The organism is Marinobacter piscis (assembly GCF_007671655.1).
GTDB lineage: Bacteria > Pseudomonadota > Gammaproteobacteria > Pseudomonadales > Oleiphilaceae > Marinobacter > Marinobacter piscensis.
The window spans coordinates 329,259-355,200 of record NZ_VCGX01000003.1 but is presented as its reverse complement, the minus strand read 5'-3'; the positions used below and the strand labels follow the sequence as shown (position 1 = coordinate 355,200).

The window sequence follows — 25,942 nt, the reverse complement described above, 5'->3', positions numbered from 1 at the left end:
TTAACTCCTTAGTGTTGCCCCCAGCTCTTCTTTCAGTGCTTCAATAACACCATTGAAGAGCGTATGCACCTCATCCTCGTTCAGCGTACGCTCAGGATGCTGCCAGAAAAGGCTGAGTGCAAGGCTCCGGTTGCCCTCGCCAAGGCTCTCCCCTTCATACACATCAAACGCACGCAACGCCGTCAGTCGTTCGCCAGCATGCTTTCGGGCTACGCGCTTTACATCGGCAAATGCGACATCACTGCCAATAATAATAGCCAAATCCCGCCGGACTTCCGGGAATTTTGAAATTTCTTTGAAATTAGGCACATATCCCGTAACGATCGAATTCAAGGATAGCTCAAACATCAGAATCGTGCCATTAAGTTCAAGATTTTTCTGCACTTGCGGGTGCAATGTGCCCAGCCACCCCACAGATTCTCCATCGCGGGTGAGCTCTGCGGTCTGTCCCGGGTGCAAAGCCGGGTGCCTGCTGGCGTGGAATTCAATCTCAATTCCCAGCAGGCTGAACAGGCCTTCCAGCTCGCCTTTTACATCAAAGAAATCCGCAGCCCTGCGACCATTTGCCCAGTTCTCAGGGTAATGAGGCCCTACAACCACGCCTGCCAGCATAGGCTGTTGATCAATCTGCTCGCCTTCCTGCACAAACCGCAAGCCTGTCTCAAAAAGACGTATCCGGGACTGCTGACGGTTCTGGTTATGGGCAACCGTTTTCAGAAGCCCGCTCCAGAGGCTTGTGCGCATAACGGACAAGTCTGAAGAAATGGGGTTAGCCAAAGCAATGCCTTCACGCTCAGGGTCCACCAGCGTCTGTACTTTCGGATCCACAAAGCTGTAAGTAATGGCTTCCTGGTAGCCGTGAGATACAAAGTAACTGTTGATGGCAGAGACCGGCCGCGTTGCTTCGGCATTCTCCCGCAACCCCAGGGCACCCGTAGGTTCGGTGACCGGAAGATTGTTGTACCCATAGATCCGGCCAACCTCTTCAATCAAGTCTTCCTCGATTGAAATATCGGGCCGGTAGCTGGGAACAACAATTCGCCAACCTTCTTTCAGTAATTTATCAATACGCAGGCCCAGCCGGGCCAGGATTGTTTCTACCGTTGTCCGGTCGATTTCAAGCCCAAGAACGTCTGCAAGACGCCGGGAGCGCAGATCAATTACCCGCTCTTCCGGCAGATGCTCAGCACTGCTTACCTCTACAACTTCCCCGGGTTCCCCGCCTACGATATCCATGAGCAGCTGCGTGGCGCGCTCCATGGCATCACGGGCAAGCTCATAGTCAACGCCTCGCTCAAAGCGATGGGACGCGTCTGTATGCAGGCCATAATAACGGGCCTTGCCTGCCAGTGTGATCGGATCGAAGTAGGCAGACTCAAGCACCAGGTCGCGGGTATCCGCGCTTACACCTGAATGCTCGCCCCCCATAATGCCGGCAATAGCGATCGGCTTTTCATGGTCGGCGATTACCAGCGTCTTGTCTGTCAGCTCAACTTCCTGTCCGTCCAGAAGAACGAGCTTTTCACCGGCACCGGCCATACGGACCACAATGCCGGCACTGATCTCATTCCGATCAAAGGCGTGCATTGGCTGGCCCAGTTCCAACATGACGTAGTTGGTCACATCAACCGCAGGATCAATGGAACGTACACCGGAGCGGCGCAGTTTTTCCTGCATCCATAACGGCGTCTCCGCCTGCAGATTCACATTCCGCAGAATGCGCCCAAGGTAGCGCGGGCAGCCGTCGGGTGCATCCACTCGGATATCCGGCACTTCTGAATGCACAGCTTCAACAGGGTCAATCGCGGGTTGTTGCGGGACCAGACTGTTCAGCACTGCAACTTCACGGGCTATACCCTTTACAGAAAGGCAGTCACTCCGGTTTGGGGTCAGGTCGACATCAATCGCTATATCGTCAAGCTGAAGGTATTCGCTCATTCCGGTGCCCACAGGGGCATCTGCCGGCAGCTCCATCAGCCCGTCGTGGCTCTCTGACAGACCCAGCTCGGATTCGGAGCACAGCATGCCCTCGGAGGGCTGACCACGAAGTTTGGCTTTGCGTATTTTGAAATCACCGGGCAATACCGCCCCCACAACGGCAAATGGCACCTTCATGCCTGCACGCACGTTGGGCGCGCCACACACCACCTGAACGGTCTGGCTGCCGTCATTCACCTGACACACACGCAGTTTGTCGGCGTCCGGGTGTGGCTCTACCGACTGAACCTCGCCGATCACGACACCTTCAAACTTGCCGGCTACGGGTTCGTAGCCATCCACTTCCAGCCCGGCCATGGTGATCTGGTCCATCAGCTCCTGAGAACTGATCTCCGGGTTTACCCACTCGCGCAGCCACTGCTCACTGAATTTCATGGTTATTGCCTTGTCCTGATGCGGTTTAGACTGTTAATTCGGATACTGTTAAACGCGGTGCCTTAACGGAACTGGCGTAGAAAGCGCAGGTCGTTTTCAAAAAACATACGCAAATCGTTTACACCATAACGGAGCATCGCAAGGCGCTCAGCGCCCATACCGAAGGCAAAGCCCCGGTACTCTTCAGCATCAATACCGCAGTGCTCGAATACTTTCGGGTGTACCATGCCGCAACCCATAATCTCCAGCCATTTGATACTGCCATCTTCTTCCCGGCCCCACTCGATATCGACCTCGGCAGAGGGCTCAGTGAACGGAAAGTAGGAGGGCCGGAAACGCACTTGCAGGTCGCGCTCAAAAAACACCCGGAGAAATTCTTCTACTGTGCTTTTCAGATCGGCAAAACTGACATTTTTCTCAACCAGCAACCCCTCAATCTGATGGAACATAGGGGTATGGGTCATGTCAGAGTCGCACCGGTAAACGCGCCCCGGACAAATCATCCGGAACGGTGGCTTTGTCGCCTCCATGGTGCGGATCTGTACCGGCGAGGTGTGGGTACGCAACAGTGTTCCCGGATTGAAATAAAACGTGTCATGCATAGCCCGGGCGGGGTGGTGGCCGGGAATATTAAGCGCCTCGAAGTTATGGTAATCGTCTTCGATTTCGGGGCCCTGCTCTACGGTATAACCCGCCTGGGAAAAGAATTCTTCAATCCGCTGCAAGGTGCGGGTTACCGGGTGCAGTCCTCCGAGATCCTGGCCACGACCGGGCAGACTGACGTCTATGGACTCACTGGCAAGCTTTTGTTCAATGGCAATGCGCTCCAGGTTGCTGCGCTTCGCATTAATCGCCTGCTCAACCTGCCCTTTTGCCTCATTAATCTTCTGGCCGGCGGCGGGGCGCTCGTCCGCCGAAAGTTTGCCCAGGGTCTTTGCCTGCTGGGTAATAACGCCTTTTTTACCAAGATACTGCACACGAACCTGATCAAGCGCCTGCAAGCCGTCGGCTTGCTCCACCGCCTTCAGACCGTCGTGAACCAGTTGTTCCAGGTTTTCCATTGACCCTGCTCCAAACCAGAAATGAGGAATTCAAAACATGAACTCTTGAAACAAAAATAGGGGAAGAGCGTGCCCTTCCCCTATTAAACGATGTCTGCTTTGCCAATCTGACACTACCCGACACCGGCTCGATTCGTAATCGATGAAAGAGCTAAGCGATCAAAGAGACGCTTTGGCCTTCTCAACAACAGCAGAAAACGCCTGCTGTTCGTTCATGGCCAGATCGGCCAGAACTTTACGATCGATTTCTACGTTTGCCTTTTTAAGGCCTGAGATCAGGCGGCTATAAGACAATCCGTTAGCACGCGCACCGGCGTTGATCCGGGAAATCCACAGTGCACGGAAGGCGCGCTTGCGATTCCGGCGGTCGCGGTATGCATACTGTCCGGCTTTGATAACCGCCTGCTTGGCTACCCGGAATACACGACTACGGGCACCGTAATAACCTTTAGCCTGGTTTAAAACCTTTTTATGACGACGACGTGCAACCACGCCACGCTTAACTCGAGCCATTCTATAATCCTTCTACCATTAAACCGTTTTATATTCTGCCTGCGCGGATTAACCGAGCATGCGTTCTACGGATGCCACATCGGATTTAGCAACCATGGAGGTACCGCGAAGCTGACGCTTACGCTTGGGACTCTTCTTGGTCAGGATATGGCTGGTGAAGGCCGACTTACGCTTGAAGCCGTTAGCAGTTTTTTTGAACCGCTTGGCCGCTCCACTTTTCGTTTTCATCTTAGACATTTTTAAAACTCCGCATTCTCTTTTAAGCACATAAATGTGAACCTGAACGACGAATCCCCCGCCTTTTGGCAGGGGATGCGCTCGTTGATCAGGCTCACTTCTTTTTGCGGGGAGCCACAACCATGGTCATCTGGCGGCCTTCCATTTTAGGCCGCATTTCGACCTGGGCCAGCGATTCAATATCTTCTTCAATGCGTGCCATGAGCTTCATACCAATTTCCTGGTGTGCCATCTCACGGCCGCGGAAGCGGATAGTGATTTTGCCGCGGTCCCCGCCTTCAAGGAAACGTATCAGGTTGCGTAGTTTTACCTGATAATCCCCTTCTTCAGTTCCGGGACGGAACTTGACTTCTTTTACCTGCGTCTGCTTTTGCTTTTTCTTGGCAGCAGCCTTCGCTTTTTTCTCGTCGAAGACTTTCTTTCCATAGTCCATGACTTTGCAGACGATCGGATCGGAATCTGTAACCTGAACCAGATCCAGGGACGCCTCCTCTGCCTTCTGGAGTGCCTCTTCGATCGGAACTATACCCACCTGGTTGCCATCGGCATCAATCAGGCGGACTTCAGTTGCATCAATATTCTGATTGATTGGCGCCTTTGGAGTACGCCCACCCCGATTCGTTCGCTGTTTAATAGTCAATTCTCCGTCTTGATTCTGCCCTTGCGTTCAACATCGTCTTTCAGAATCTGCTCGAACGCTTCGAGCGATAGTGTTCCCAGATCTTCCCCTTTGCGGGTTCTCACCGCAACGGTGTTGTTTTCGACCTCTTTGTCGCCAACAACGGCAAGAAAGGGAACTTTGTTAATAGTATGCTCACGGATTTTAAAGCCGATCTTCTCATTTCTCAAGTCGGCTTTCACCCGGAAACCCGAAGAATCCAGTTTTTCTGCCAGATTCTCACAGTATTCACGCTGATTATCGGTAATATTAAGCACCGCAACCTGTGTCGGGGCCAGCCATGTGGGGAACGCGCCCTCGTATTCTTCAATCAGAATACCTATAAAGCGTTCAAATGAACCCAGTACAGCACGATGCAACATGACCGGTGTTTTGCGCTCGGAGTTATCTGCAACGTATTGCGCTCCCAAGCGTCCGGGCATACTGAAGTCTACCTGAATAGTGCCACATTGCCATACCCGGCCAATGCAATCTTTCAGTGAAAATTCAATTTTAGGGCCGTAAAACGCACCTTCACCCGGTAACAACTCCCAATCCACGCCTTCACGGTTCAGGGCTTCTTCCAGTGCGGCTTCCGATTTGTCCCAGACCTCGTCGGAACCTACACGCTGCTCCGGACGCGTAGACAGCTTGTAAAGGATCTCGGTAAACCCGAAGTCTTTATAAACCTCGTGCAACAGATCAATAAACCGGGAAACTTCTTCCTGGATTGCATCTTCTTCGCAGAAAATGTGCGCATCATCCTGCGTAAACCCACGCACGCGCATCAGACCGTGCAATGCACCGGAGGCTTCATTCCGGTGACACGACCCAAACTCTGCCAGACGAAGCGGCAGATCCTTATAACTCTTCAGGCCCTGGTTAAACACCTGGATGTGACAGGGGCAGTTCATGGGCTTAACCGCAAAGTCGTATTTTTCCGACTCGGTCGTAAACATGCCCTCTTTGAACTTTTCCCAGTGACCGGACTTTTCCCACAGTTCCCGGGCGACTATCTGCGGCGTGTTAATTTCCTGATAACCGTGTCGACGCAGGATTGTGCGCATGTACTGCTCAATTTCCTGGTAAACCGTCCAGCCATCCGGGTGCCAGAACACCATACCAGGCGCCTCGTCCTGCATATGGAAAAGCCCCAGCTTTTTCCCGACCTTACGGTGATCCCGCTTCTCTGCTTCCTCTATCCGGCGCAAATGGGCCTTAAGATCTTTTTTATTGGCCCAGGCTGTACCATACACCCGCTGCAGCTGTTCGTTGCTGGTGTCACCACGCCAATAAGCGCCGGCCACCTTGGTCAGTTTGAAGGCCTTCATTTTGCCAGTGCTCGGCACATGAGGCCCCCGGCACAAGTCAATAAAGTCACCCTGCTGGTAAAAAGACAGGTCTTCATCGCCGGGAATATCTTCAATTATGCGTACTTTATAGTCTTCGCCCATCTCTGCGAACAGCTTGACAGCGTCGCTGCGGGACATAATTGAACGGGAAACCGGCAAATCCTGTTTGGCCAGCTCCGCCATGCGTTTTTCAATACGCGCCAGATCTTCATTAGTAAACGGCCGGTCGTATTTAAAATCGTAGTAAAAGCCGTCATCAATCACCGGACCAATGGTAACCTGAGCTTCCGGGAACAACTCTTTTACCGCCATGGCCATCAGGTGGGCGGTAGAATGGCGAATAACTTCCAACCCTTCTTCATCACGGTCGGTGACTATGGCCAGCTCGGTATCGTTCTCTATCAGATAACTGGTATCAACCAGACTGCCGTCGACTTTTCCGGCAAGTGCCGCTTTGGCCAGGCCGGCGCCGATATCGGCTGCGACATCGTGGACTGTGACGGGTTGAGCAAAACTGCGGTGACTGCCATCAGGCAAAGTTACTACGGGCATGAATACTCCTGTTTGGTGCTCAGAGGTGATCTATACCAAAGATCACTTGCATGACATGGCCGCCACGACACAAACCGTGGCGCCTTACTGAACTGAGGATTTTAACAGAAACGAACCCGGCAGGCTAAGGCCGGGTTATGCGTACAGGGAAGGTTTAAGGCCTCAGCGTGCAGGTACGAAAGGCGGTCGCTCGCCCTCACCGGCCCTGCGCCGAAGCTGTAAAAAGGCCAGCAAAGCAAGTAATAACAGCGCTGGAATAAACATCAGTTCCTTTGGAGGCCGTTGGGTTGGAATCTGCACCTCGTCAATGGTCCAGCCAAAGCTGAGCCCGGCTTTTTCTGCATCACTGCCGAAGTTCACAAAGTCTACACTCATCCCGTCACCCGCAGGTGATACTTCCAGGCCCGCCGAGGCCAGTCGCTGCTCGGGCGTATCGCCTGCCGGCAGCGGCAGTTTCATATACTTGGAAACATCGTCTCCCGATAATGACATGCCGGTAGCCTGAAGAATCACCGGCTGACCTGCCGGCACGTCTTCTACATGCTGAAGCAGCTCGGAACCGGGACGTTCCTGGGTTGGCGGATACACCTCATCCCACCAGAATCCGGGGCGAAACAGGGTGAAGGCTATCAACAACAGCCCTACCGTTTCCCACCAGCGGGTTTTAGTAAACCAGAAGCCCTGGGTGGCCGCAGAGAACACCAGCATGGCCGTTACCGCACTGAATACAGTTATCAGCAAGTCAAACCAGCCGGTGAGCCCGATCAGCAGCAACTGGGTATTGAATATGAACATGAACGGCAAGATCGCCGTTCGGATGTCATAGGTGAAACCCTGCACCCCGGTCCGTATCGGGTCGGCACCCGAAATCGCTGCGGCGGCATAAGCCGCCAGCCCCACAGGCGGCGTATCGTCGGCCAGAATCCCGAAATAGAACACGAACAGGTGCACTGCGATTAACGGAACCAGCAAACCATTTTGCGCGCCCAGGCTGACAATAACCGGCGCCATCAATGTCGACACCACGATGTAGTTGGCGGTCGTCGGCAGGCCCATGCCCAGTATCAGACTGATCAGCGCAGTAAAGGCCAGCATCAGGAGCAGGTTCCCTCCCGAGATGAACTCGACAAACTGAGTCATCACCAAACCGATGCCTGTCAGTGTCACCGTACCCACCACAATGCCTGCGGTAGCCGTAGCCACACCGATCCCCACCATATTACGGGCGCCGGTAACCAGTGAATAGGTCAGGTCCACCCCGCCTTCCCTGAAGCCTGACAGGTAATTTCCGCGGTTCTTGAAAAAAGCTTTCAGCGGACGCTGGGTAACAATGATAAATACCATAAACATCGTCGCCCAGAAGGCAGAAAGCTGGGGAGAGAAACGCTCAACGGTCAAGCACCACACCAGAACTACCACCGGTAACAGAAAATAAAGCCCGGTTTTGACCGTTGCGCCGACCGGCGGCAACTCGTCCATAATACTGTCCGCGCTCTCCTCTTCCAGGTCCGGAAAGCGGGAGGCGTAACCCACAAGTCCAACGTAGATAGCGATCAGCAGTGGTCCCAGCACCCACATGGCGGCATCGCCGAACAGGTTTTTTGTCCAGCCTACGCCGTAATACACTGCCAGGGTCAGTATGCTCAGCCCCAGTATAACCATGACCCAGACGAGCATGCGCTGGGCAATTGTCGGCTTTTCCAGCCGCTCAATGCCCTTCATGTTCATTTTGCAGGCTTCCAGATGCACGATATAGATCAGTGCCACATAGGAAATCATGGCGGGCAAGATAGCGTGCTTAATAACGTCCAGGTATGGAATACCTACGTATTCCACCATCAGAAATGCCGCCGCCCCCATAATGGGCGGTGTTAGCTGTCCATTGGTTGAAGCCGCCACTTCTACCGCGCCCGCTTTTGTGGCGGGAAAGCCCACGCGCTTCATCAGCGGAATCGTAAAAGTACCTGTAGTAACCACGTTAGCAATGGACGAGCCGGATATAACCCCGCTCAAGCCACTGGCTACGACCGCAGCTTTTGCCGGGCCACCGCGCATGTGGCCCAACATGGCATAGGCCACCTTGATAAAGTAATTTCCGGCACCCGCCCGTTCGAGTAAGGCACCAAACAGCACAAACAGGAATACAAAGCTGGTTGATACCCCCAGCGCCACACCAAAAACACCTTCCGTACCCAGCCACTGGTGCGACGCCAGCTTATTGAGGCTTGCCCCTTTGTGGGAAATTACATCAGGCATGTAAGGGCCTGCGAGCGAGTAAATAATAAATACACCCGCAACAATGGTAAGTGGCAGTCCCAGTGCGCGCCGGGTTGCTTCCAGCAACAGCACCAGCCCTGACAGAGCAACAATCAGATCCTGAGTATTCGGTGAGCCCGGCCGGGTCGCCAGCTGATCATAAAAAACGTAGAGATAAGACGCTGTAAACGCGGCAGCCAGGGCCAGAAGCCAGTCGTAAACCGGTACTTTGTTTATGTTCCTGCCACGAATCATGGGGAATGCTGCAAACGCCAGAAATGAGGCGAACGCCAGGTGTATTGAGCGTGACTCTGATGAGTTAAATACACCAAATTCAAAAATGTACGGTAATGGTGATGCTATCCAGAGCTGGAAAAGTGACCAGAGCAAAGGGACAACAAAAAGGATGATCGCAGCCGTTCCGGTTGCAGCTCTTCCACCGGATTCGGTCTGAAGAAACTCCTCAACTTTCTGCTTGTCGATTTTTTCCCCGGCTCCCGGGTCGCTATGGGTCATAGCAGAATCCTGTCAGAGGCGAAAAACGACGGGCAGAACCTGCCCGTCGTTCGTTTCAGAGCCAGAACCGAGTTAATCGATCAGGCCTGCTTCTTTGTAGTATTTCGCGGCACCCGGGTGCAGTGGAGCACTCAGGGCGTCGGACACCATTTCATCTTTCTTCAGGTTTTCAAAGGCCGGATGCAGGCGCTTGAAGCTGTCGAAGTTTTCGAACACGGCCTTAACCACCTGATACACGACCTCGTCGGGCACTTCGGTGGAAGACACAAACGTTGCCGCCACACCAAAGGTGGTTACGTCATTATCCGACCCGCGGTACATACCACCGGGAATCACAGCCTTCCGGTAATACGGATTGTCATTGATAAGCTTTTCTGTGGACTCGTTTTCTACGTTAACCAGAACACTGTCGCAAGAGGTCGTTGCCTCTTTGATAGAGCCGGAAGGGTGGCCCACCGTATAGAAGAACGCGTCAAGGTTGCCGTCACACAGCGCCTGGGACTGCTCTGCAGCCTTGAGTTCGGCGGCCAGCGAGAATTTGTCCATGGTCCAGCCCATTTCATCCATCAGCACTTCTGCTGTGGCGCGTTGCCCGGACCCGGGGTTGCCTACGGAGACGCGCTTGCCCTCGAGATCTTCAAAGTTCTTGATCCCGGAACTTTTACTGGCCACAACCGTGAACGGCTCGGGGTGCAGTGAGAAAACAGCCCGAAGTTCCTTGTTGGGGCCGTCATCCTTGAACTGACTGGTGCCGTTATAGGCATGGTACTGCCAGTCTGACTGGGCAACCGCCAGATCCAGCTCGTTTTGACGAATGGCATTCAGGTTATATACCGAGCCACCGGTACTCTCGACCGAACACCGGATGCCGTGCTCTTTCCGGTCCATGTTAACAAGACGACAAATAGCGCCGCCTGCAGGGTAGTACACACCGGTTACCCCCCCGGTGCCAATCGTTACAAAGCGTTGCTCCTGGGCCGAAACGGTCGTTGACGCCGTTCCCAGGCTAAGTGCTGCTGCTACAGCGAATGCGGAGGCCTTAAGCTTGAGTGTCATGTGAATCATTCCTTTTTTTCATCGTTATATTAACTGCCCGCCTGTGCTCACGAGCAAGCATCGCGCTCGCTATAGAACATAGACCACTTTACCCTATAAATAAAGTATGGATTAGCTCGCTAACCAGTTGACCCAACAACAAAAAGCCCGCAAAACTGCGGGCTTTTATTTTCCGGCAACTGCGATTACTGTTTAGCAGCTCGCGCCCTGGCAACCATCCTCTCCGGCCGTAGCAGGAACCGCGCGAGAGCTGGCAGTAACCAGATGGCTCCGATCATATTCCACAGGAACATGAAGAACAGCAGGAACCCCATATCGGCCTGGAATTTGATCGGGGAGAAAATCCAGGTTACCACGCCAAGCCCAAGCGTCACGCCGGTAAACATGACCGCTTTACCTGTCGATCGCAGTGTTTCGTAGTAGGCTTCCTGAAGGGTTTTTCCCTCCAGCAGATAGGTTTCCAGTTTACTATAAATGTAGATGCCATAGTCCACACCTATACCCACGCCCAGTGCAATCACCGGCAGAGTGGCCACTTTGATTCCGATGCCGGAGACAGCCATGATCGCTTCACAAAGAATGGAGGTCAGCCCCAATGGAATAACAATGCACAAGACAGCGCGAACCGACCGGAACGTAGCATAGCACAACAGACTCACCACGCTGTAAACCAGAATAAGCATCAGGTTCTTCGCGTTGGCTATCACCTCGTTCGTTGCCGCTTCTACGCCGGCATTGCCGGCAGCCAGCAGGAACGTATGTTCGTCATTACTGTTAGCCGCCGCAAAGCCTTCTACCTGCTCTACGACCGTTTCCAGGGTTTCCGCCTTGTGATCCTCAAGGAAAACCAGCACGGGTGTCAGACTGCAGTTGGTGTTTATGAGTCCGGAAGGAGCTTCACGGATGGACGCATTGATTATGGTCTGGTTACGGGAAATTTCGTACCATTTCCAGTTGCCCTCATTAAGCGCCTTGGTCACGATCTTGGAAACATCCGCAAGCGAGGCGGTTGACTGCACACCTGCTGTGTTCTGCAATTCCCACTGCAATGAGTCCATGGCACGCAGGACGTTATACTGGGTGCATTGCTCTACAGGCGTTTCTGTCATCACCACCAGAACATCCGCACTGGTGGAATAGTTATCGATGATGAATGCGTTGTCCTGATTGTAGCGGGAATCCGCACGTAACTCCGGGGCCCCCTGATCCAGATCCCCTACTTTCAGATCCTGCTTGAAGTAAAGGCCTGCCCCCAGGCCGACTAATGCGATAAGCAAGGACACCGGTGCAACTCCGGGGTGTGCAAAATACGACATCAGGCGCCACTTGCGATCCTGCTTTTCCCCGTGGTTCTGCACATGGCGAATACCGCCTTTCGAGATCCCCAGATACGACATAATCAGTACATGCAGCACCAGATTGGTGATGATCACAAACGCCACGCCCAGGCCAGCCGCTATGGCCAGATCCCGGATAACGTCAATCTCGATAAAAAACAGCGTAAGGAAACCAAACGCATCAGATATCAGTGCGAGCATGCCGGGGATGTACAGCGCCCGGAATGCCAGACGCGCAGCCATAACCGCATCAAACCCTTTGGCTGCCTCAACGGCCATGGCATTAACAATCTGAACGCCATGACTGATGCCAATGGCAAACACCAGAAACGGCACAAGTACCGAGTATGGGTCCAACCCATACCCCAGAAGCCTGAGGGTGCCCAGCTGCAGGAACACCGCAACAATCGAGGTGAATACAGGCACCAGGGTGCCGGTAATACTGCGTGAGTACCAGAACAGCAGCAAGGTCGTGAGCAGGATTGTGATGCCTGCAAACCAGGCAATGGCCCCGATACCCTCGATCAGGTCGCCCACTTTTTTAGCAAAACCCACAATATGAATCTCAATATTGGGGTTCTGGGCTTCGTATTTTTGCCGAATCTTTTCTTCCAGCTGTCGGGAAAACGACCCATAATCCAGCGGCTCACCGGTTTCCGGGTTATTTTCGTACAAAGGTGCGTACACGATGGTGGACTTGAAGTTGTCGGAAACCAGCCGCCCCACTTCGTTCGAGCGCAGAATATTCTGACGCAGTTGCTCGAGACTCGCCGGTGATCCGTCGTAACCATCGGGAATAACCGTGCCGCCCTGGAAGCCCTGCTCGGTTACCTCCACCCATCGAACGTTGGACGTCCAGAGTGTTTTCAGGCCCGACCGATCCACTCCGTTGAGATAAAAAACCTCGTCGGTGATCTGTTTGAGCGTCTCCATGTATTCTTTAGTAAAGATATCACCGGATTTCGCCTCAACCGCAATACGCACAAAGTTGCCGAGGTTTTCCAGATCGTTCCGATGCTCCAGCATGTTGACAATATACGGGTGCTCAAGCGGGATCATTCGCTCAAAACTGGCATCCGGCTCGATTTTTATTGCGTTGTAGCCGAGGAACAGCGTTAACAGCAAAAAGCCAACGAGTATCACTGCCCGGTTATTAAAAATCAGACGTTCCAGGAACGGCTCTGCCTTGGGCGTTGTCAGGTAGTGTTTACCACTGTCATGGTTCGGGTTGGTCATTCAAAAGCCCCTTGGTTATTTGTTCGGTTGTTGCCACGTCAGGGCGTTATTGAAGGTTCCGTCCGCGCGCATCCGTAATCACCGCGCCGTTTTCACCTACAAGAAGAAGGTTGATACCAGAGACCGGAACCACACTCATGATGCCCGCCCGGTCACTCCGGAAATGTTTGCGGAACGATTCAGCGCCATCGCCACTCATCAATACCGTTCCGCCATTACCGACCAGTGTTATCCGACCGTCTTCAGCTACAGCGCCATCATTAAGCGTTGCACCGGCGTCGCTGGGAACCATCCGCCAATTTTTCCCGAGATTGGTTGAATGCAACATGTTGCCACGCAGACCAAAAGCCAGTATCTCGTTAACCTGGCCGGTTCCGATCACACCGAACAAAGACCCCTGATACGGGCTTTCCCGCCGTGTCCAGGTGTCTCCGTCGTTTACAGAGACATGTATCTGCCCGGCCTCGCCTACGATCACCAGCGCACCGCCTTTAATACGGGTGATGCTGTTAAGGTGAAACCCTTGGGCATTATCGATTTTCGGGGCCTGATCTTCCCAGGTTTTACCGCCGTCCCGGGTGCGCAGAATCATGCCATAGGCACCCACCACAAACCCGTGCTGCGGGCTTTCAAACCATACACCCAGCAGCGGGTTTACCGGGCCAACATCAAGATCTGACTGCAGGTTTTCCAGGGCAAAGAACAGGTCATCCAGCGCCCATTCCAGGTCACCCTTCTCGGACTCTGGCGCGTCTTCGATACGCTTTTCCATGGTCGCGATCTGGTCTTCTTTGCTGGCAATGGCCAGCCTGGCTGCTTCGATGCCTGTTAATTGAAGCGTCCAGGTTTCCCCGGCATCGTCTGTGTGCAGCACAACACCGCTATGGCCAACGGCCCAGCCATGGGTTTCTGAACCAAAGTCCAGAGCCGTCAGTGTGACCGAGACGGGAACCCTGGCCTGGGTCCAGCTCTGCCCGTCATCATCTGAATACAGGATGTGCCCACGCTCGCCCACAGCAACGATCCGGTCGCCGACGCGCTCCGCATCATTGAGAAGGTTCGTGGAAGCCTGGTCTGTCTGCCGGGCTGGCGTCTCGATTATATCTGTGAGCGCAAATGCCGCCGGAGCGGACCAAAGCATGGAAAGCCCGAGGCAGGCCGCCCCCAACGTCTTGCACATCAACCTTGTAGCCATTCAGTATTGCCTATTGTGTTGTTTTTTCTGTTTCTCAATGCACTGTCACTGCCTGCTACGACAGCCTGCGCGTTTTAGCGAACACTGCGACGACGCAGAGACGCCGGTGAAAAGTAGCGCTTATTCGGAATATCTTCGGTAAACACCCGGGTCCGGGCTTCTTCTGTATCCAGACCCAGCACGTGATAACGGCGAGCCTGCAGGTCGTGATACACATCCAGCGCTGTCCATACGCCCGGCAACTCGTAGTAGTTCTTGGCGATCCCCATAGTGACCCGCCATAACTCACCACGGCCGTCGTACTGGTCCAGCAGAACCGTGTTCCAGCTGTCCGCATCTACATAAAAGCGGCGCTTGTGATAAATATGCCGCGCCCCGTCTTTCAGGGTTGCCTCGACCACGTGCACTCGATGAAGCTCCCAGCGGGTAAGGTCGGGATTCAGGTGGGAAACACCCAGAATTTCAGAATAAGGCGTGCCTTTTTCGCCAATCCGATAGTTGTTGTAGGGTATGTAGACTTCTTTCAGCCCCTCATAGGACCAGTTATAACGATCCAGGGCCCCGTTGAAAATATCTGTGTCATCGGCGGTGCGAAGGTTTTCAGATGCTGCAATCGGAGAGTCATAGCCCAGGTTCGGCGCCCTGCGCACGCGACGCTGCCCGGCGTTATAGCCCCAGCCATTGCGGGGGTTAATGATCTGGTTCAGAGTTTCATGAATGAGGATCGCACCCCCTGCGAGCCGGGGCGGCGACTGGGTAAATGAGAGATAATAGAAAATGACATTATCCAGCTCACTTTCTCCCCCCTCGGGGTTGTAGTAATTAAAGAAGGCTTCCTGCTGGGATGTGACCAACGAATAGTCACCACTGCTCTGTACCGCAACCTCACTTGAGCGGCGACTGATGACGACACCACGCCAGCGGGTCAGATGGTTCCAGATAACCTGCCAGGCTTTTTGTTCATTATTCCCGTGAAGGATTGGAAAAGGGTAACCCCCAAATGCACCCTTGAGGCCCTCACCCTCGCCAACGATACGAGCATCAACCGCGTTTTCACGGGTATTCTCTGCGACCCAGTCGGGTACGGCATGGGTACGACGGGACTTGTAAACCGGAATACGGAAGCTGGTGGGGTATGTTTCAAGCATGGCACGGACACCGTCTGTCAGGTGCCCGGCATACTGATCCATATTTGATGCATCGATGGTAAACAGAACGTCATCATCGGGGAAAGGGTCGATATGGTGCTGACCGGTGCCCTCGTAGCCGGAAGGCGGCTGTGTAAGCCCCCCGGTCCAGGCAGGGATTGTTCCTGCTTCATTTCCGGCTTTGACAGAGCCAAACGGGGTTAGCTCCTGACCCAGGCGTGAAGCCTCACCGGCTGAAACCGCAGCCCAGGTTGCTGAAGATGCGAGCGAAAGGGCCAGCAGCCCGCCATATATTGCACTTTTTTTATAATTCATTGTGTACCCTGATTTCGACTGAAAGCCTGGGGGATCGACTTTTTCTTGTTACCTGCGGGAAAGGCAGGCTTTCCCACAGGTTATCCGATCCATCAAACGTGTCTATCGACCGAAAGTGCGATTTTGCACCCGGTCGTTTTCAGGGCGCCATGGCATCAACTGCCAAGGCTTTTGTGCACTACCTCATACAGGTCCGCAGACAACCCGGATTTATCGCGGATCTGCTCCAGTGACTCGCGCATCAATGAACCATAGGCTGGCGCGAACTTCTTCCAGCGCGTCAGCGGCGTCACCAAACGGGCGGCAATCTGCGGGTTGCTATCATCCAGCCGGCACACTTTGTCAGCGAGAAAGGCATAGCCTGAGCCATCAGGGTTATGGAAAGCAGCCAGATTCTGACCGGCAAACACGCCGACAACGGACCGTATCTTGTTCGGATTTTTCCAGTCAAAGGCAGGGTGCTCCAACAGTGCGTTGACCTGGGGCAACTGACCGGCACGGTCACTGGACGCCTGCACTGAGAACCACTGCTCCACCACCTGCGGGTCATCCTGGAAATGTGCATAAAACTCTTCCAGTGCCTTGCTGCGCTCGGCCGCATAATCGGAGTTAACCAGAGCCCGCAGTGCGCCCATACGATCGGTCATGTTATCGGCTTCCTGGAACTGCTGTACTGCCAGGTCGCGGCCGGTTTCATCATTAATGACTAACAACCACGACAAAGCAGTGTTTCTGAGGCTCCGACGGGCAATGGACTCAGGTGTGAGCTCATAGTTACCTGCTACTGAATTGCGGTGGTAGCAGGCAATGAGTTCTTCCCGCAGGGACGTTGCCAGATGCTGCAACACCTGCTCCCGGGCGTGGTGAATGGCAGCCACATCCGGGCTGTCCGCCAGCTCAATCAGATAGGCTTCGGAAGGCAGTTGCAGCATCTTTGCCACCAGTGCCTGGTCGAGTGTCGAGTCTCCCAGTAACGCCCGGTATGCCTCCACCAGGCGCGGTTCAATCTCAGTGCCCTCTGAGGCCCCCACCAGTGACTGGATCACATCAACTGCAAGGCGCTGACCGGCATCCCAGCGGTTGAACCCGTCCGGGTCGTGGCTCATCAAAAACACCAGCTGGTCGCGGCTCCAGGGGTATATCACCCGCACCGGCGCTGAGAAGTGCCGCAACAATGAAGGCACGGGCCTGCCGGGCAGGCCGTGGAATTCGAAAGTATGACGCGCTTCTGTCAGCTCAAGAACCTGCTCGAGGGGCGCGCTTTCGGCATCTGAAGAACCGTCCTGGATGAGAGGCAAGGCCTCGCCATTCGCGCCCAGCAGGCCCAGGGCGAAAGGTATATGCTGAGGCTTTTTATCCGTTTGGCCCGGGGTATCCGGAATCGTTTGCTCGATGGTCAGGCGGTAAACACCCTGCTCCGAATCATGGCTGTCGGAGACCGTCAGTTGCGGTGTTCCTGCCTGCTCATACCACAACCGGTATTGAGAAAGATCACGGCCGGAAGCATCCTCCATGGCTTTCACAAAGTCGTCAGTGGTGACTGCCTGGCCATCATGGCGCTCAAAGTAAAGATCACTGCCTTTGCGGAACAGCTCCGGCCCGAGCAGTGTGTGAATCATACGCACAACTTCCGCACCCTTTTCGTAAATGGTGAGGGTGTAAAAGTTGGAAATCTCCATGTACGCCGCCGGGCGCACAGGATGAGCCATGGGGCCGGCGTCTTCGGCAAACTGTGCTGTGCGCAGGAGAGTGGCATCTTCAATACGTTTTACCGTTGGCGACCCCATGTCGGCGGAAAACGTGGAGTCCCGGAACACTGTGAAGCCTTCTTTCAGGCTCAGCTGAAACCAGTCACGGCAGGTGACCCGGTTACCCGACCAGTTATGGAAGTACTCATGGGCAACAATAGACTCAATGCGCTCGAACGCAAGATCGGTTGCCGTGTCCTGACTCGCCAGAACGCAGGAGGAGTTGAAGATGTTCAGCCCCTTGTTCTCCATGGCGCCCATATTGAAATCGTCCACGGCCACGATCATGAAGATGTCCAGGTCGTATTCACGACCGTAGTTTTCCTCATCCCAGCGCATGGCCCGCTTGAGCGATGCCAGCGCATGGTCGCATTTTTCTGCGTTGCGGGGTTCTACATAAATACGCAGGTCGATGTCCCTGCCGGAACCGGTTGTAAAGCTATCCCGCTGTTCCACAAGATCACCTGCAACCAGTCCAAACAGATAGCTGGGCTTGGGAAACGGGTCTTCCCAGGTCACAAAATGGCGGCCATTCTCAAGGTCCCCCCTTTCCACGGCGTTGCCGTTGGATAACAGCACCGGGCAGCTGGCTTTATCGGCTTCAATCCGGGTGCGGTAACGGGCCATGACATCGGGGCGGTCCGGAAAGTAGGTAATGCAGCGAAAGCCTTCCGCTTCGCACTGGGTGCAGAACATACCGGATGATTTATAAAGCCCCTCAAGACGCGTGTTGTTCTGGGGCTCAATCCAGGTTACGACGGTTAATTCGAACCGGTCGGGCACGCCGGCAATAATAAGCTGCTCACCGGTCTCTTCGTACTCTCCTGCTGCCAGATCTTTTCCATTCAGTGCCACACGTTCCAGCTTCAGGCTGTCGCCGTCCAGGGTAAGGGGTGCGGCCGTTTCAGCGGAATCGGGGTTGTGGCGCACAGACAGCGTACTGTGAACCCTGGCGCCGTCGTCAAAGAGTTCGAAGCGAAGATCTACAGTATCTACCAGGTGTGCGGGTACTGTGTATTCGCTGAGGCGGATGGTTTTCGGCTGCGTAGTGCGCATTGGTTGTCTCCAGATTTCAGCGCCTAAAGCCAGCCAAAAAGGCCAGCCAGGCGTTAGCAAAACAGACAGGTAACGGATGCTTTTACGCGTCCATTACCCGGAATCGGACTTCATAACCGGTAAATTTGCGGATATTGATTACACCGGTATCGAGGATAAGGTACTGGCCTTTTATACCCTCAAGGACACCTTCTGCTTCCGGTATTTTATCCAGGTTATGGGTTTTGATTTTCTCCGGCCAGACCTGCACCGGGAAGCTCAGATCAAAGCCCTCTTCATCCACACTACGGATAGCCTCTTGCCCATGCGCCTCCCGTAGTGAGGCCACATCTTCTTCTATCAGGGCCAGTATTCGCTGGCGTTCGTGTACAAGATCCAGCTCCGGAACGTCTCCCTTGAGCATGGCACGCCAGTTGGTACGGTCGGCAACGTGTGTTTTACACGCAACTTCAACCAGCCCCGACAGATGCCGGGTAGCTACCCGGAACATGGGTATGGCTTCTACAGCACCCTGGTCTATCCAGCGTGTCGGAATCTGAGAGCCACGAGTGATTCCCACCTTCAGGCCCGACGAATTGGCCAGGTACACTACATGTTCAATCATGCAGTTGGCTTCGCCCCACTCCGGCTCCCGGCAGGTGCCCAGATGGTAATGGCACTTTTCCGGGCTCATGATGCAACTGTCACAGGCTGCCAGCTTGCGGAAACAAGGATAGCAGTACCCCTGATTAAAGCTTTTCTTCGTTACCCGGTCACAGTGAATGCAACAAATCACGCCGTCAAAATCGAAACGTACCTGTCTGCCAATCAGTTCATTCAATGACACCCGGGCATCGCCTATGGCCATCACATAGGAAACAGGATCTCCGGCTTCTGCCGGCATTTTCCGAAGCCTTCCGGTTACATCTGCAATATTGCTCAAGACCTTACCTCAAAAAACTGATCCGAATCTGCGTCACTGTCGCCGCTCTGTGAACGACGTACGGTAGGGTCGCATGCTGTACCTGCTTTGCTTCCCCGGTCGAGGTACCCCACTCGCTCTTCCTCCGGAATGTTGTGCAGATTTTCGTAATAAATCACCGCCTCCAGGCTGATCTCGCGCTGTTGCGGCGTCAATTTGCGGCCATCAGGCCACTTACCAAGCTGAACAGACTGGCGCAGGCTCTGATAAACATTCGGGTCGAGCCGTTCAATAAGTTCTTCGTAGGTCATCCTACTCTCCTGAAAACCTGCTTATAAATATTTAGTACCGCTTGACACACGCAAACGATAATGATTATCATTACTTTACCAAATGGCGATGGTCGTTTCATTTGGTCTCTCTCATCAGGAGCTATACGCTTCTTTACCGCCCCACCTTTGTGGGGTTTTTTTATGTCCGTGCATTTCCGGGAGCTGGTAAAAAAGCCGCCAGCACAAGGCCTGCCATAAACCCGCCCAGGTGCGCCTCGTTTGCCATACGCCCTAAACCAAGCGCTTCCGGAAGCGGAGTAAAGCCAATCACCATCCATACCACCGCAAAAGTAACCAGCGCCGGTGGAAACTGGAACCTGGGCCGGTTTCGCTGGCTTAGCCAGCAGTAGCCCAGAATGCCGTACACCACACCGGACAGGCCACCAAAAAATGGTCCTGAAACCACATATTGTAACCCGTTGGATAAAAGACTGGTGACTATAAAAAGTACGATCAGGCGTCTGCGGCCATCGAACCACTCAACCTGGCTGCCCAGGAACCAGAGCATAACCGCATTAAATATAATGTGCGTCCAGCTGAAGTGGAGAAAGTCAGGGGTAAAGAGTCGCCATACCTGACCACCGGCAAGCGTTGCAGAAAGTGCGTCAATGCGCTCTGCCACGCTGCCCCAGTCGTACATCCGGGGATCAATAATCAGCAGGCTGGCCGTAAGCTGGTTCGTACCTAAACCAGTCACCCAGGCCATCAAAACGCCCAGCAATATAATGCCCAGCACAACCGGTGCGTGGCGGGGGGATGGTTGCCAGCGCCCTGCCACAAACACAGGTGAGCGATTCTGCTTCGCCACCGCCTGACGCACGTCGGGCTCAGAAAGGTATCGATCAAGCGCCTCCAGAACAGGCTCAGCATGCTCAGGGTCTTCCAGCCACAGCACCTGAAACCCTCTTTCTTCACTGATCCTGTGAGGAACGCCCCTGCTGCGCAGCCACTGACTGAACCCGCCAAGGTCTGTCTCTGTATCCAACTGTTTTACGCGGTACACAACTTAATTCCCTTACGGGCACAGACTAGCCGGGCTTTACCCGGAACTCTAGCGTGCAACACTGTCTTCACTGATGGGATAGTCCGGTGAGTCACGATGGTCCCGGACCACATTGACCCAGACAAACTTATCTTTGGAAAGCTCCTGCTCACCGTCCATCCGATACGCCACCAGCCTGCCATATTTCACTGCACTGAAATCAACACACGCTACATTATGCTTAAGCGGTGCCGGCCGGCTGTCCATCCAGTAGTGGCCGACAAACACCGGAGGCGCATCTGACGGGTAGGTGATCAGCTGGCTGCGCTCTTCCTCTGTGAGCTTCCGGCTTGCCACTTCCGGCGGCAGCGGGTCTGGCTGAAACACGACATCGGAGTATGTACGTGGGTTGTCCGCCCAGAATTTTGTACGGAAAAACTCCCGGACATAGCCGTCGCGCCCGGTTATTGTCATTCCGGGTGGCAAGCGCATGTCCGTGCCGCGCAACAGGGTATCCATTACCTCTCCGGCGAATGAATTGATATCCGCAGAGGCGTGAAGAAACTCTTCATCAATGCAGGCACCGCCCTGCTCCCGCTTGAATCTCTCGATAAGCTCGCTGTCCCAGCACGCGTGCACAGCGCGAAAGTCATCTTCTTCGATAAATAGCGGCAGGGTATAAAACCAATCGAGGAAATCATTCCACTCCTGCGGATAATTCTCAAACTGGTCGAGGGTTTCCCGTATCAGCCGGTCATGGCGCGGCGTGTGCTCCCGCAACCAGGTTCGGCCGCTGCCGGGACGGGCGCGGGTGCAATACCCCAGAGCGTTGTACTCATGGTTCCCCATAACAATCCGGGCGGAACCACGCTCGACCATATCGCGCACCAGGTGCAGCGCTTCCCGGACTCTCGGGCCCCGGTCAATAATATCGCCGATAAATATGGCCTGACGCCGGCGGTGTTGGTAAACGCCGTTTACCTTGCTGTACCCCATCTGCTCAAGCAGCATGGCCAGCGTATTCCCGCAACCGTGAATGTCGCCGATAACATCGTAGCCGCGACTCGCAGTATGAATAGTTCCCGCCATGTTCAACTCGTTGTTATGTCGCTTGCCCAGCCAAGCTTATCGCGACAGGTGGCATAAAAGTTATGGTCAGTAGGATGAATCAACCGGACCTTGAAGGGTTTTTTAGCAATGCGAATGATATCCCCCGGTGCGCAGGCAATATTCATCTGTCCATCAAAGCTGATCTGTGGATAGGTTTTATTGGTTTCACCAATAACCAGTTTTATCTCGCTTTTGCCGTCTACAACAATCGGACGGCTACTGAGTGTATGGGGGAACATGGGCACTAATGCAATAGCATCCAGTTTCGGATGCATAATAGGGCCACCTGCAGACAGCGAATAAGCTGTAGAGCCGGTCGGCGTAGCAACAATGAGACCGTCCGACCGCTGGCTGTATACAAAGTGCCCGTCAATGTACAGATCAAAGCCTATCATACGTGTGGACTTACCCGGGTGCAGAACCACGTCGTTCAGCGCTGTGCCGAACCCCAGCGGTTGCCCATTACGCTCAACATTACCATCCAGAAGAAACCGGGTTTCTTCTATATACTCACCGCTCAGTACCTTGCCAAGACGCTCTTCGAGGTCTGACGGCGAGATGTCAGTCAGAAACCCCAGGCGTCCACGGTTAACGCCCAGCAAAGGTATTTTCGACTTTGCCAGCTCCCGGGCAGCGCCCAGCAGGCTTCCATCACCACCAACCACAATTACCAGATCGCAGATTTCCCCCAGAAGTTTTTTACTGGCAACCTGCAAACCATGACCTGGCAACATGCTGGCCGTGTCCTCCTCGAGGACCACGTGGTAATGGTTAGCGTTCAGGTATTGTTTGAGCTGGCGCAGTGATTCAACCACCTTGACGCTGCCCATCCGGCCAATAACGCCTATGTTTCTGAATTGATCCATGAAGCTTCCCGTAGTGTCGGAATACGACGAAAGCAGATATGCCTGCTAACGCCCAGTACAATCTGGCCTACAGTTTAACGAAAGTCACCCGGTTTCTGAAAAAGTTCTCTACGTACCCTGCTTCTCTATAACCGATGTGCTTCACAACGGTTGTCCTGGCCTGGCTTGAAGTTTCCCGGTTGGCTGATCCGTGGTAAAGGCTCACTGCACGCTTCATCACCGCTGCAGAGATGCAGACAAACCGGGTTTTCGTAATGCTCCAGCCACTGCAAATACTCCGGCTCTGAGACACCACAGCGCGCAGCAGCATAGGCTACCGGGTTGTTAAAATAGGTTGCGATATCGTCATAGGGCAGGGTCAGATGCCCCACTCCGGGATGGAATGCGACCAGAAAAACAGACTGTGCTTTCAACCGGGCCAGCACATCCGCTTCGAGTAACGCCCGATAATGCAGGTCTTCAGTCGGGGCAGGAGCGGCGTCACCGGCCCTTAAAACAGGAATATTATCCTCGTCCGACTGAGTGGAGGGAAATTTAAGGGTATTAGCACTGGCGGCTTCACGGATAACCTGAAAATGGTTATTACCGGGTGTCATATCCGGATCCCAGAGATCGGACGCATAACGCGGGTCAGGGCAAAGACTGCGGCAAACGAGGCGTATAGCACCACCGCCCATATCCGGACCTTTCGACCCGCGGACAGCCAGTTCTTCCAGGGGCAGATCCCACCGGCTGTCAGCCCGCCCCTCTTCATCAAACCAGATGCGGAAAAACACCAGAGAACGGACATGCAGATCATCGTCGAGCTCGACGAACACGGCTTTTACATCCGTTTCAGCAAGGTCAGACAGCCCTACATAGCCATCCAGGAACGCTCCAAAATCGCTGGTGCGCATCTGCCGTGCGACCTGGTTGTTCTCGATAAAGAATACCGCCGAGTGATTATCCGCTCCCAGCCCTGTCGAACCCATCACAATTCCCCCATAAAACAGAAACTCCCTGGCGGGCTACAGGTTCATAGCCCGGCCAGAGAGTTTCTTCTGCTCTGAGATAAACTGCAATGCTCGCTGATCAGATACGTGCGGCCAGTCGACTTCCCTGGTCAATTGCCCGTTTGGCATCCAGCTCTGCCGCCACATCTGAACCACCTATCAGGTGCACGGGCAGCCCGGCAGCCTCAAGACCAGCCTGCAATTCCCGTAGCGGTTCCTGACCGGCACACAGAATAACCGTATCTACCGGCAAAACCTGGTCTTCACCTTGCTCTGCGCCTTTGGGCGTAACAGTGATATGCAGACCTTCATCGTCAATCCTGCGATACGTTACACCGGGAACCATCTGCACGTTGCGATTTCTCAGGGAAGTTCTGTGAATCCAGCCGGTGGTTTTACCCAGGTTCTTACCTACTTTTGTAGGTTTACGCTGCAGCAGATAAACCTCACGCGCTGGTTCAGGAATCTCTGGCGTCATACCCTTAATACCACCCCGGTGCTCTACCGTCAGGTCTACGCCCCATTCGCGCATGAAATGCTCGGTATCCAGAGACGGGGACTCGCCCTTGTGCACAATAAACTCGGACACATCGAAGCCGATACCACCGGCACCGATAACGGCCACTTTCTGGCCCACAGGCTTACGTTCAAGCAATGCATCCAGGTACCCGATGACTTTCGGATGATCCACACCTTCAATCTCCGGGGTACGTGGTTCCACGCCCGTGGCCATCACCACCTCATCAAAGTTACCCGTCTTCAGATCATCGGCATTTACGCGGGTTTCCAGCCGTACATCCACTTCATACTTATCCAGCATTACCCGGTAATAACGCAGAGTTTCGTAAAACTCCTCTTTGCCCGGGATCAGCTTGGCAACGTTAAACTGACCACCGATTTCCTTACCGTCATCAAACAGGGTGACATTATGGCCGCGCTCTGCCGCTACCGTTGCAAACGCGAGCCCGGCAGGCCCGGCACCAACCACAGCGATGGATTTTGGAGTGGCCGTTTTCACATAGGTCAGCTCGGTTTCATTACCGGCGCGGGGGTTAACCAGACAGGTCGTCAGCTTGCCGCTGAATGTATGGTCCAGACAAGCCTGGTTGCAGCCGATACAGGTATTGATTTCTTCCGCACGGTCTTCTGCCGCTTTTTGCATCAGGTCTGCATCGGCCAGAAAAGGACGGGCCATAGACACCATGTCAGCATCGCCTTCGGCAAGGATTTTTTCGGCAACATCCGGCATGTTGATCCGGTTGGTGGTTACCAGAGGAATGCTGACTTCGTCTTTTAAACGCTTGGTGACCTTGGTGAAAGCGCCTCGGGGCACAGACGTGGCAATCGTGGGCACACGGGCTTCGTGCCAGCCAATTCCGGTGTTGATAATTGTGGCACCGGCTTTTTCAATTTCCTTCGCCAGCTGTACCACCTCTTCCCAGGTGCTGCCGTCTTCAATAAGGTCCAGCATGGACAGGCGGTAAATCAGGATAAAGTCATCGCTGACCCTTTCGCGAACGCGGCGAACAATTTCAATGGGCAAGCGGATACGGTTTTCGTAACTTCCACCCCACCGGTCGGTGCGATGGTTGGTGTGAGCGACAATAAACTGGTTAATGAAGTAGCCTTCGGAGCCCATTATCTCGACGCCGTCATAACCTGCCTTTTGCGCCAGCTGAGCACAGACAGCAAAATCCTCAATCTGCTTTTCAATACCGGCCTCATCCAGCTCCTGCGGCTTGAATGGGTTAATGGGCGCCTGAATGGCAGAAGGAGCGACCAGCGACGGAGAAAATGCATAACGACCCGCATGCAGTATCTGCATGCAGATTTTACCGTCTGCTTCATGGACTGCGCGGGTAATAACCTTGTGCTTTTCGACTTCGTCGTCGTTGGTCATTTTCGCAGCGCCCTGGAAAACGGCGCCTTCGGGGTTGGGGCCAATCCCCCCGGTCACAATCAGGCCCACTCCACCACGGGCCCGCTCTGCATAAAACTCTGCTAGCCGGTCAAAGCCGTTTTTCGCCTCTTCCAGCCCGGTATGCATGGAGCCCATCAGGGCCCGGTTACGCAGTTTGGTAAAGCCAAGATCTAATGGCTCGAGCAGGTTGGGGTACTTGGCGTAGCCTGGTGTCGCGCTGGTCATACTG

Annotated in this window: 19 protein-coding genes; all 19 read right to left on the bottom strand. The window is 54.1% G+C overall.

The features are described 5' to 3' along the window. A complete protein-coding gene (gene pheT, locus FFI95_RS12520) occupies window positions 1-2,373 on the bottom strand; it encodes a phenylalanine--tRNA ligase subunit beta (RefSeq protein ID WP_144823034.1) in 2,373 nt (790 codons plus the stop codon). Window positions 2,374-2,435: 62 nt separating this feature from the next. Continuing rightward, window positions 2,436-3,434 carry a phenylalanine--tRNA ligase subunit alpha gene (pheS, locus tag FFI95_RS12515; protein WP_144823032.1) on the bottom strand — a complete coding sequence of 333 codons (999 nt, stop codon included), beginning with the start codon at window positions 3,432-3,434 and terminating at the stop codon, window positions 2,436-2,438. A 159-nt stretch (window positions 3,435-3,593) separates the two neighbouring features. Next, window positions 3,594-3,947, bottom strand: a complete 354-nt coding sequence (rplT, locus tag FFI95_RS12510) for a 50S ribosomal protein L20 (protein WP_144823030.1) — start codon at window positions 3,945-3,947, stop codon at window positions 3,594-3,596. Window positions 3,948-3,995: 48 nt separating this feature from the next. Continuing rightward, entirely contained in the window at window positions 3,996-4,184 is a 189-nt protein-coding gene (rpmI, locus tag FFI95_RS12505; RefSeq protein WP_144823028.1) for a 50S ribosomal protein L35, read from the bottom strand. Window positions 4,185-4,278: 94 nt separating this feature from the next. After that, window positions 4,279-4,824 carry a translation initiation factor IF-3 gene (gene infC / locus FFI95_RS12500; protein WP_178976047.1) on the bottom strand — a complete coding sequence of 182 codons (546 nt, stop codon included), beginning with the start codon at window positions 4,822-4,824 and terminating at the stop codon, window positions 4,279-4,281. Beyond that, on the bottom strand, window positions 4,821-6,746 hold the full coding sequence (thrS, locus tag FFI95_RS12495; protein ID WP_144823027.1) for a threonine--tRNA ligase: 1,926 nt from the start codon (window positions 6,744-6,746) through the stop codon (window positions 4,821-4,823). The genes infC and thrS overlap by 4 nt, the downstream gene beginning before the upstream one ends. Window positions 6,747-6,908: 162 nt before the next feature. Continuing rightward, on the bottom strand, window positions 6,909-9,518 hold the full coding sequence (locus tag FFI95_RS12490; RefSeq protein ID WP_144823025.1) for a TRAP transporter permease: 2,610 nt from the start codon (window positions 9,516-9,518) through the stop codon (window positions 6,909-6,911). Between the two features lie 72 nt (window positions 9,519-9,590). Continuing rightward, window positions 9,591-10,574 (bottom strand): TAXI family TRAP transporter solute-binding subunit, encoded by a 984-nt coding sequence (locus FFI95_RS12485; RefSeq protein ID WP_144823023.1) that lies wholly within the window; start codon window positions 10,572-10,574, stop codon window positions 9,591-9,593. Between the two features lie 185 nt (window positions 10,575-10,759). Beyond that, window positions 10,760-13,147, bottom strand: coding sequence for an efflux RND transporter permease subunit (locus tag FFI95_RS12480; protein WP_144823021.1), 2,388 nt, complete (start codon window positions 13,145-13,147; stop codon window positions 10,760-10,762). A gap of 46 nt (window positions 13,148-13,193) precedes the next feature. After that, the gene (locus FFI95_RS12475) at window positions 13,194-14,342 is read right to left on the bottom strand and encodes a WD40/YVTN/BNR-like repeat-containing protein (RefSeq protein ID WP_246069508.1); all 1,149 of its coding nucleotides are present in this window, start codon (window positions 14,340-14,342) and stop codon (window positions 13,194-13,196) included. Window positions 14,343-14,416: 74 nt separating this feature from the next. After that, entirely contained in the window at window positions 14,417-15,805 is a 1,389-nt protein-coding gene (locus tag FFI95_RS12470; protein WP_144823020.1) for a DUF1329 domain-containing protein, read from the bottom strand. A 155-nt stretch (window positions 15,806-15,960) separates the two neighbouring features. Then, the gene (pepN, locus tag FFI95_RS12465) at window positions 15,961-18,609 is read right to left on the bottom strand and encodes an aminopeptidase N (protein ID WP_144823018.1); all 2,649 of its coding nucleotides are present in this window, start codon (window positions 18,607-18,609) and stop codon (window positions 15,961-15,963) included. A gap of 82 nt (window positions 18,610-18,691) precedes the next feature. After that, the gene (locus FFI95_RS12460) at window positions 18,692-19,531 is read right to left on the bottom strand and encodes a DUF2797 domain-containing protein (RefSeq protein WP_144823016.1); all 840 of its coding nucleotides are present in this window, start codon (window positions 19,529-19,531) and stop codon (window positions 18,692-18,694) included. After that, window positions 19,528-19,821 (bottom strand): YeaC family protein, encoded by a 294-nt coding sequence (locus FFI95_RS12455; RefSeq protein WP_144823014.1) that lies wholly within the window; start codon window positions 19,819-19,821, stop codon window positions 19,528-19,530. Before FFI95_RS12455 ends, FFI95_RS12460 begins: the two co-directional genes overlap by 4 nt. 160 nt (window positions 19,822-19,981) lie before the next feature. Further along, window positions 19,982-20,845, bottom strand: coding sequence for a rhomboid family intramembrane serine protease (locus tag FFI95_RS12450; RefSeq protein ID WP_144823013.1), 864 nt, complete (start codon window positions 20,843-20,845; stop codon window positions 19,982-19,984). Window positions 20,846-20,893: 48 nt separating this feature from the next. Continuing rightward, on the bottom strand, window positions 20,894-21,913 hold the full coding sequence (locus tag FFI95_RS12445; RefSeq protein WP_144823011.1) for a metallophosphoesterase: 1,020 nt from the start codon (window positions 21,911-21,913) through the stop codon (window positions 20,894-20,896). A 2-nt stretch (window positions 21,914-21,915) separates the two neighbouring features. After that, a complete protein-coding gene (locus FFI95_RS12440) occupies window positions 21,916-22,800 on the bottom strand; it encodes an NAD(+) kinase (protein ID WP_144823010.1) in 885 nt (294 codons plus the stop codon). 125 nt (window positions 22,801-22,925) lie between these two features. Beyond that, window positions 22,926-23,771, bottom strand: coding sequence for a hypothetical protein (locus FFI95_RS12435; protein WP_144823258.1), 846 nt, complete (start codon window positions 23,769-23,771; stop codon window positions 22,926-22,928). A 100-nt stretch (window positions 23,772-23,871) separates the two neighbouring features. Beyond that, on the bottom strand, window positions 23,872-25,938 hold the full coding sequence (locus tag FFI95_RS12430; protein WP_144823008.1) for an NADPH-dependent 2,4-dienoyl-CoA reductase: 2,067 nt from the start codon (window positions 25,936-25,938) through the stop codon (window positions 23,872-23,874). Window positions 25,939-25,942: the final 4 nt, after the last annotated feature.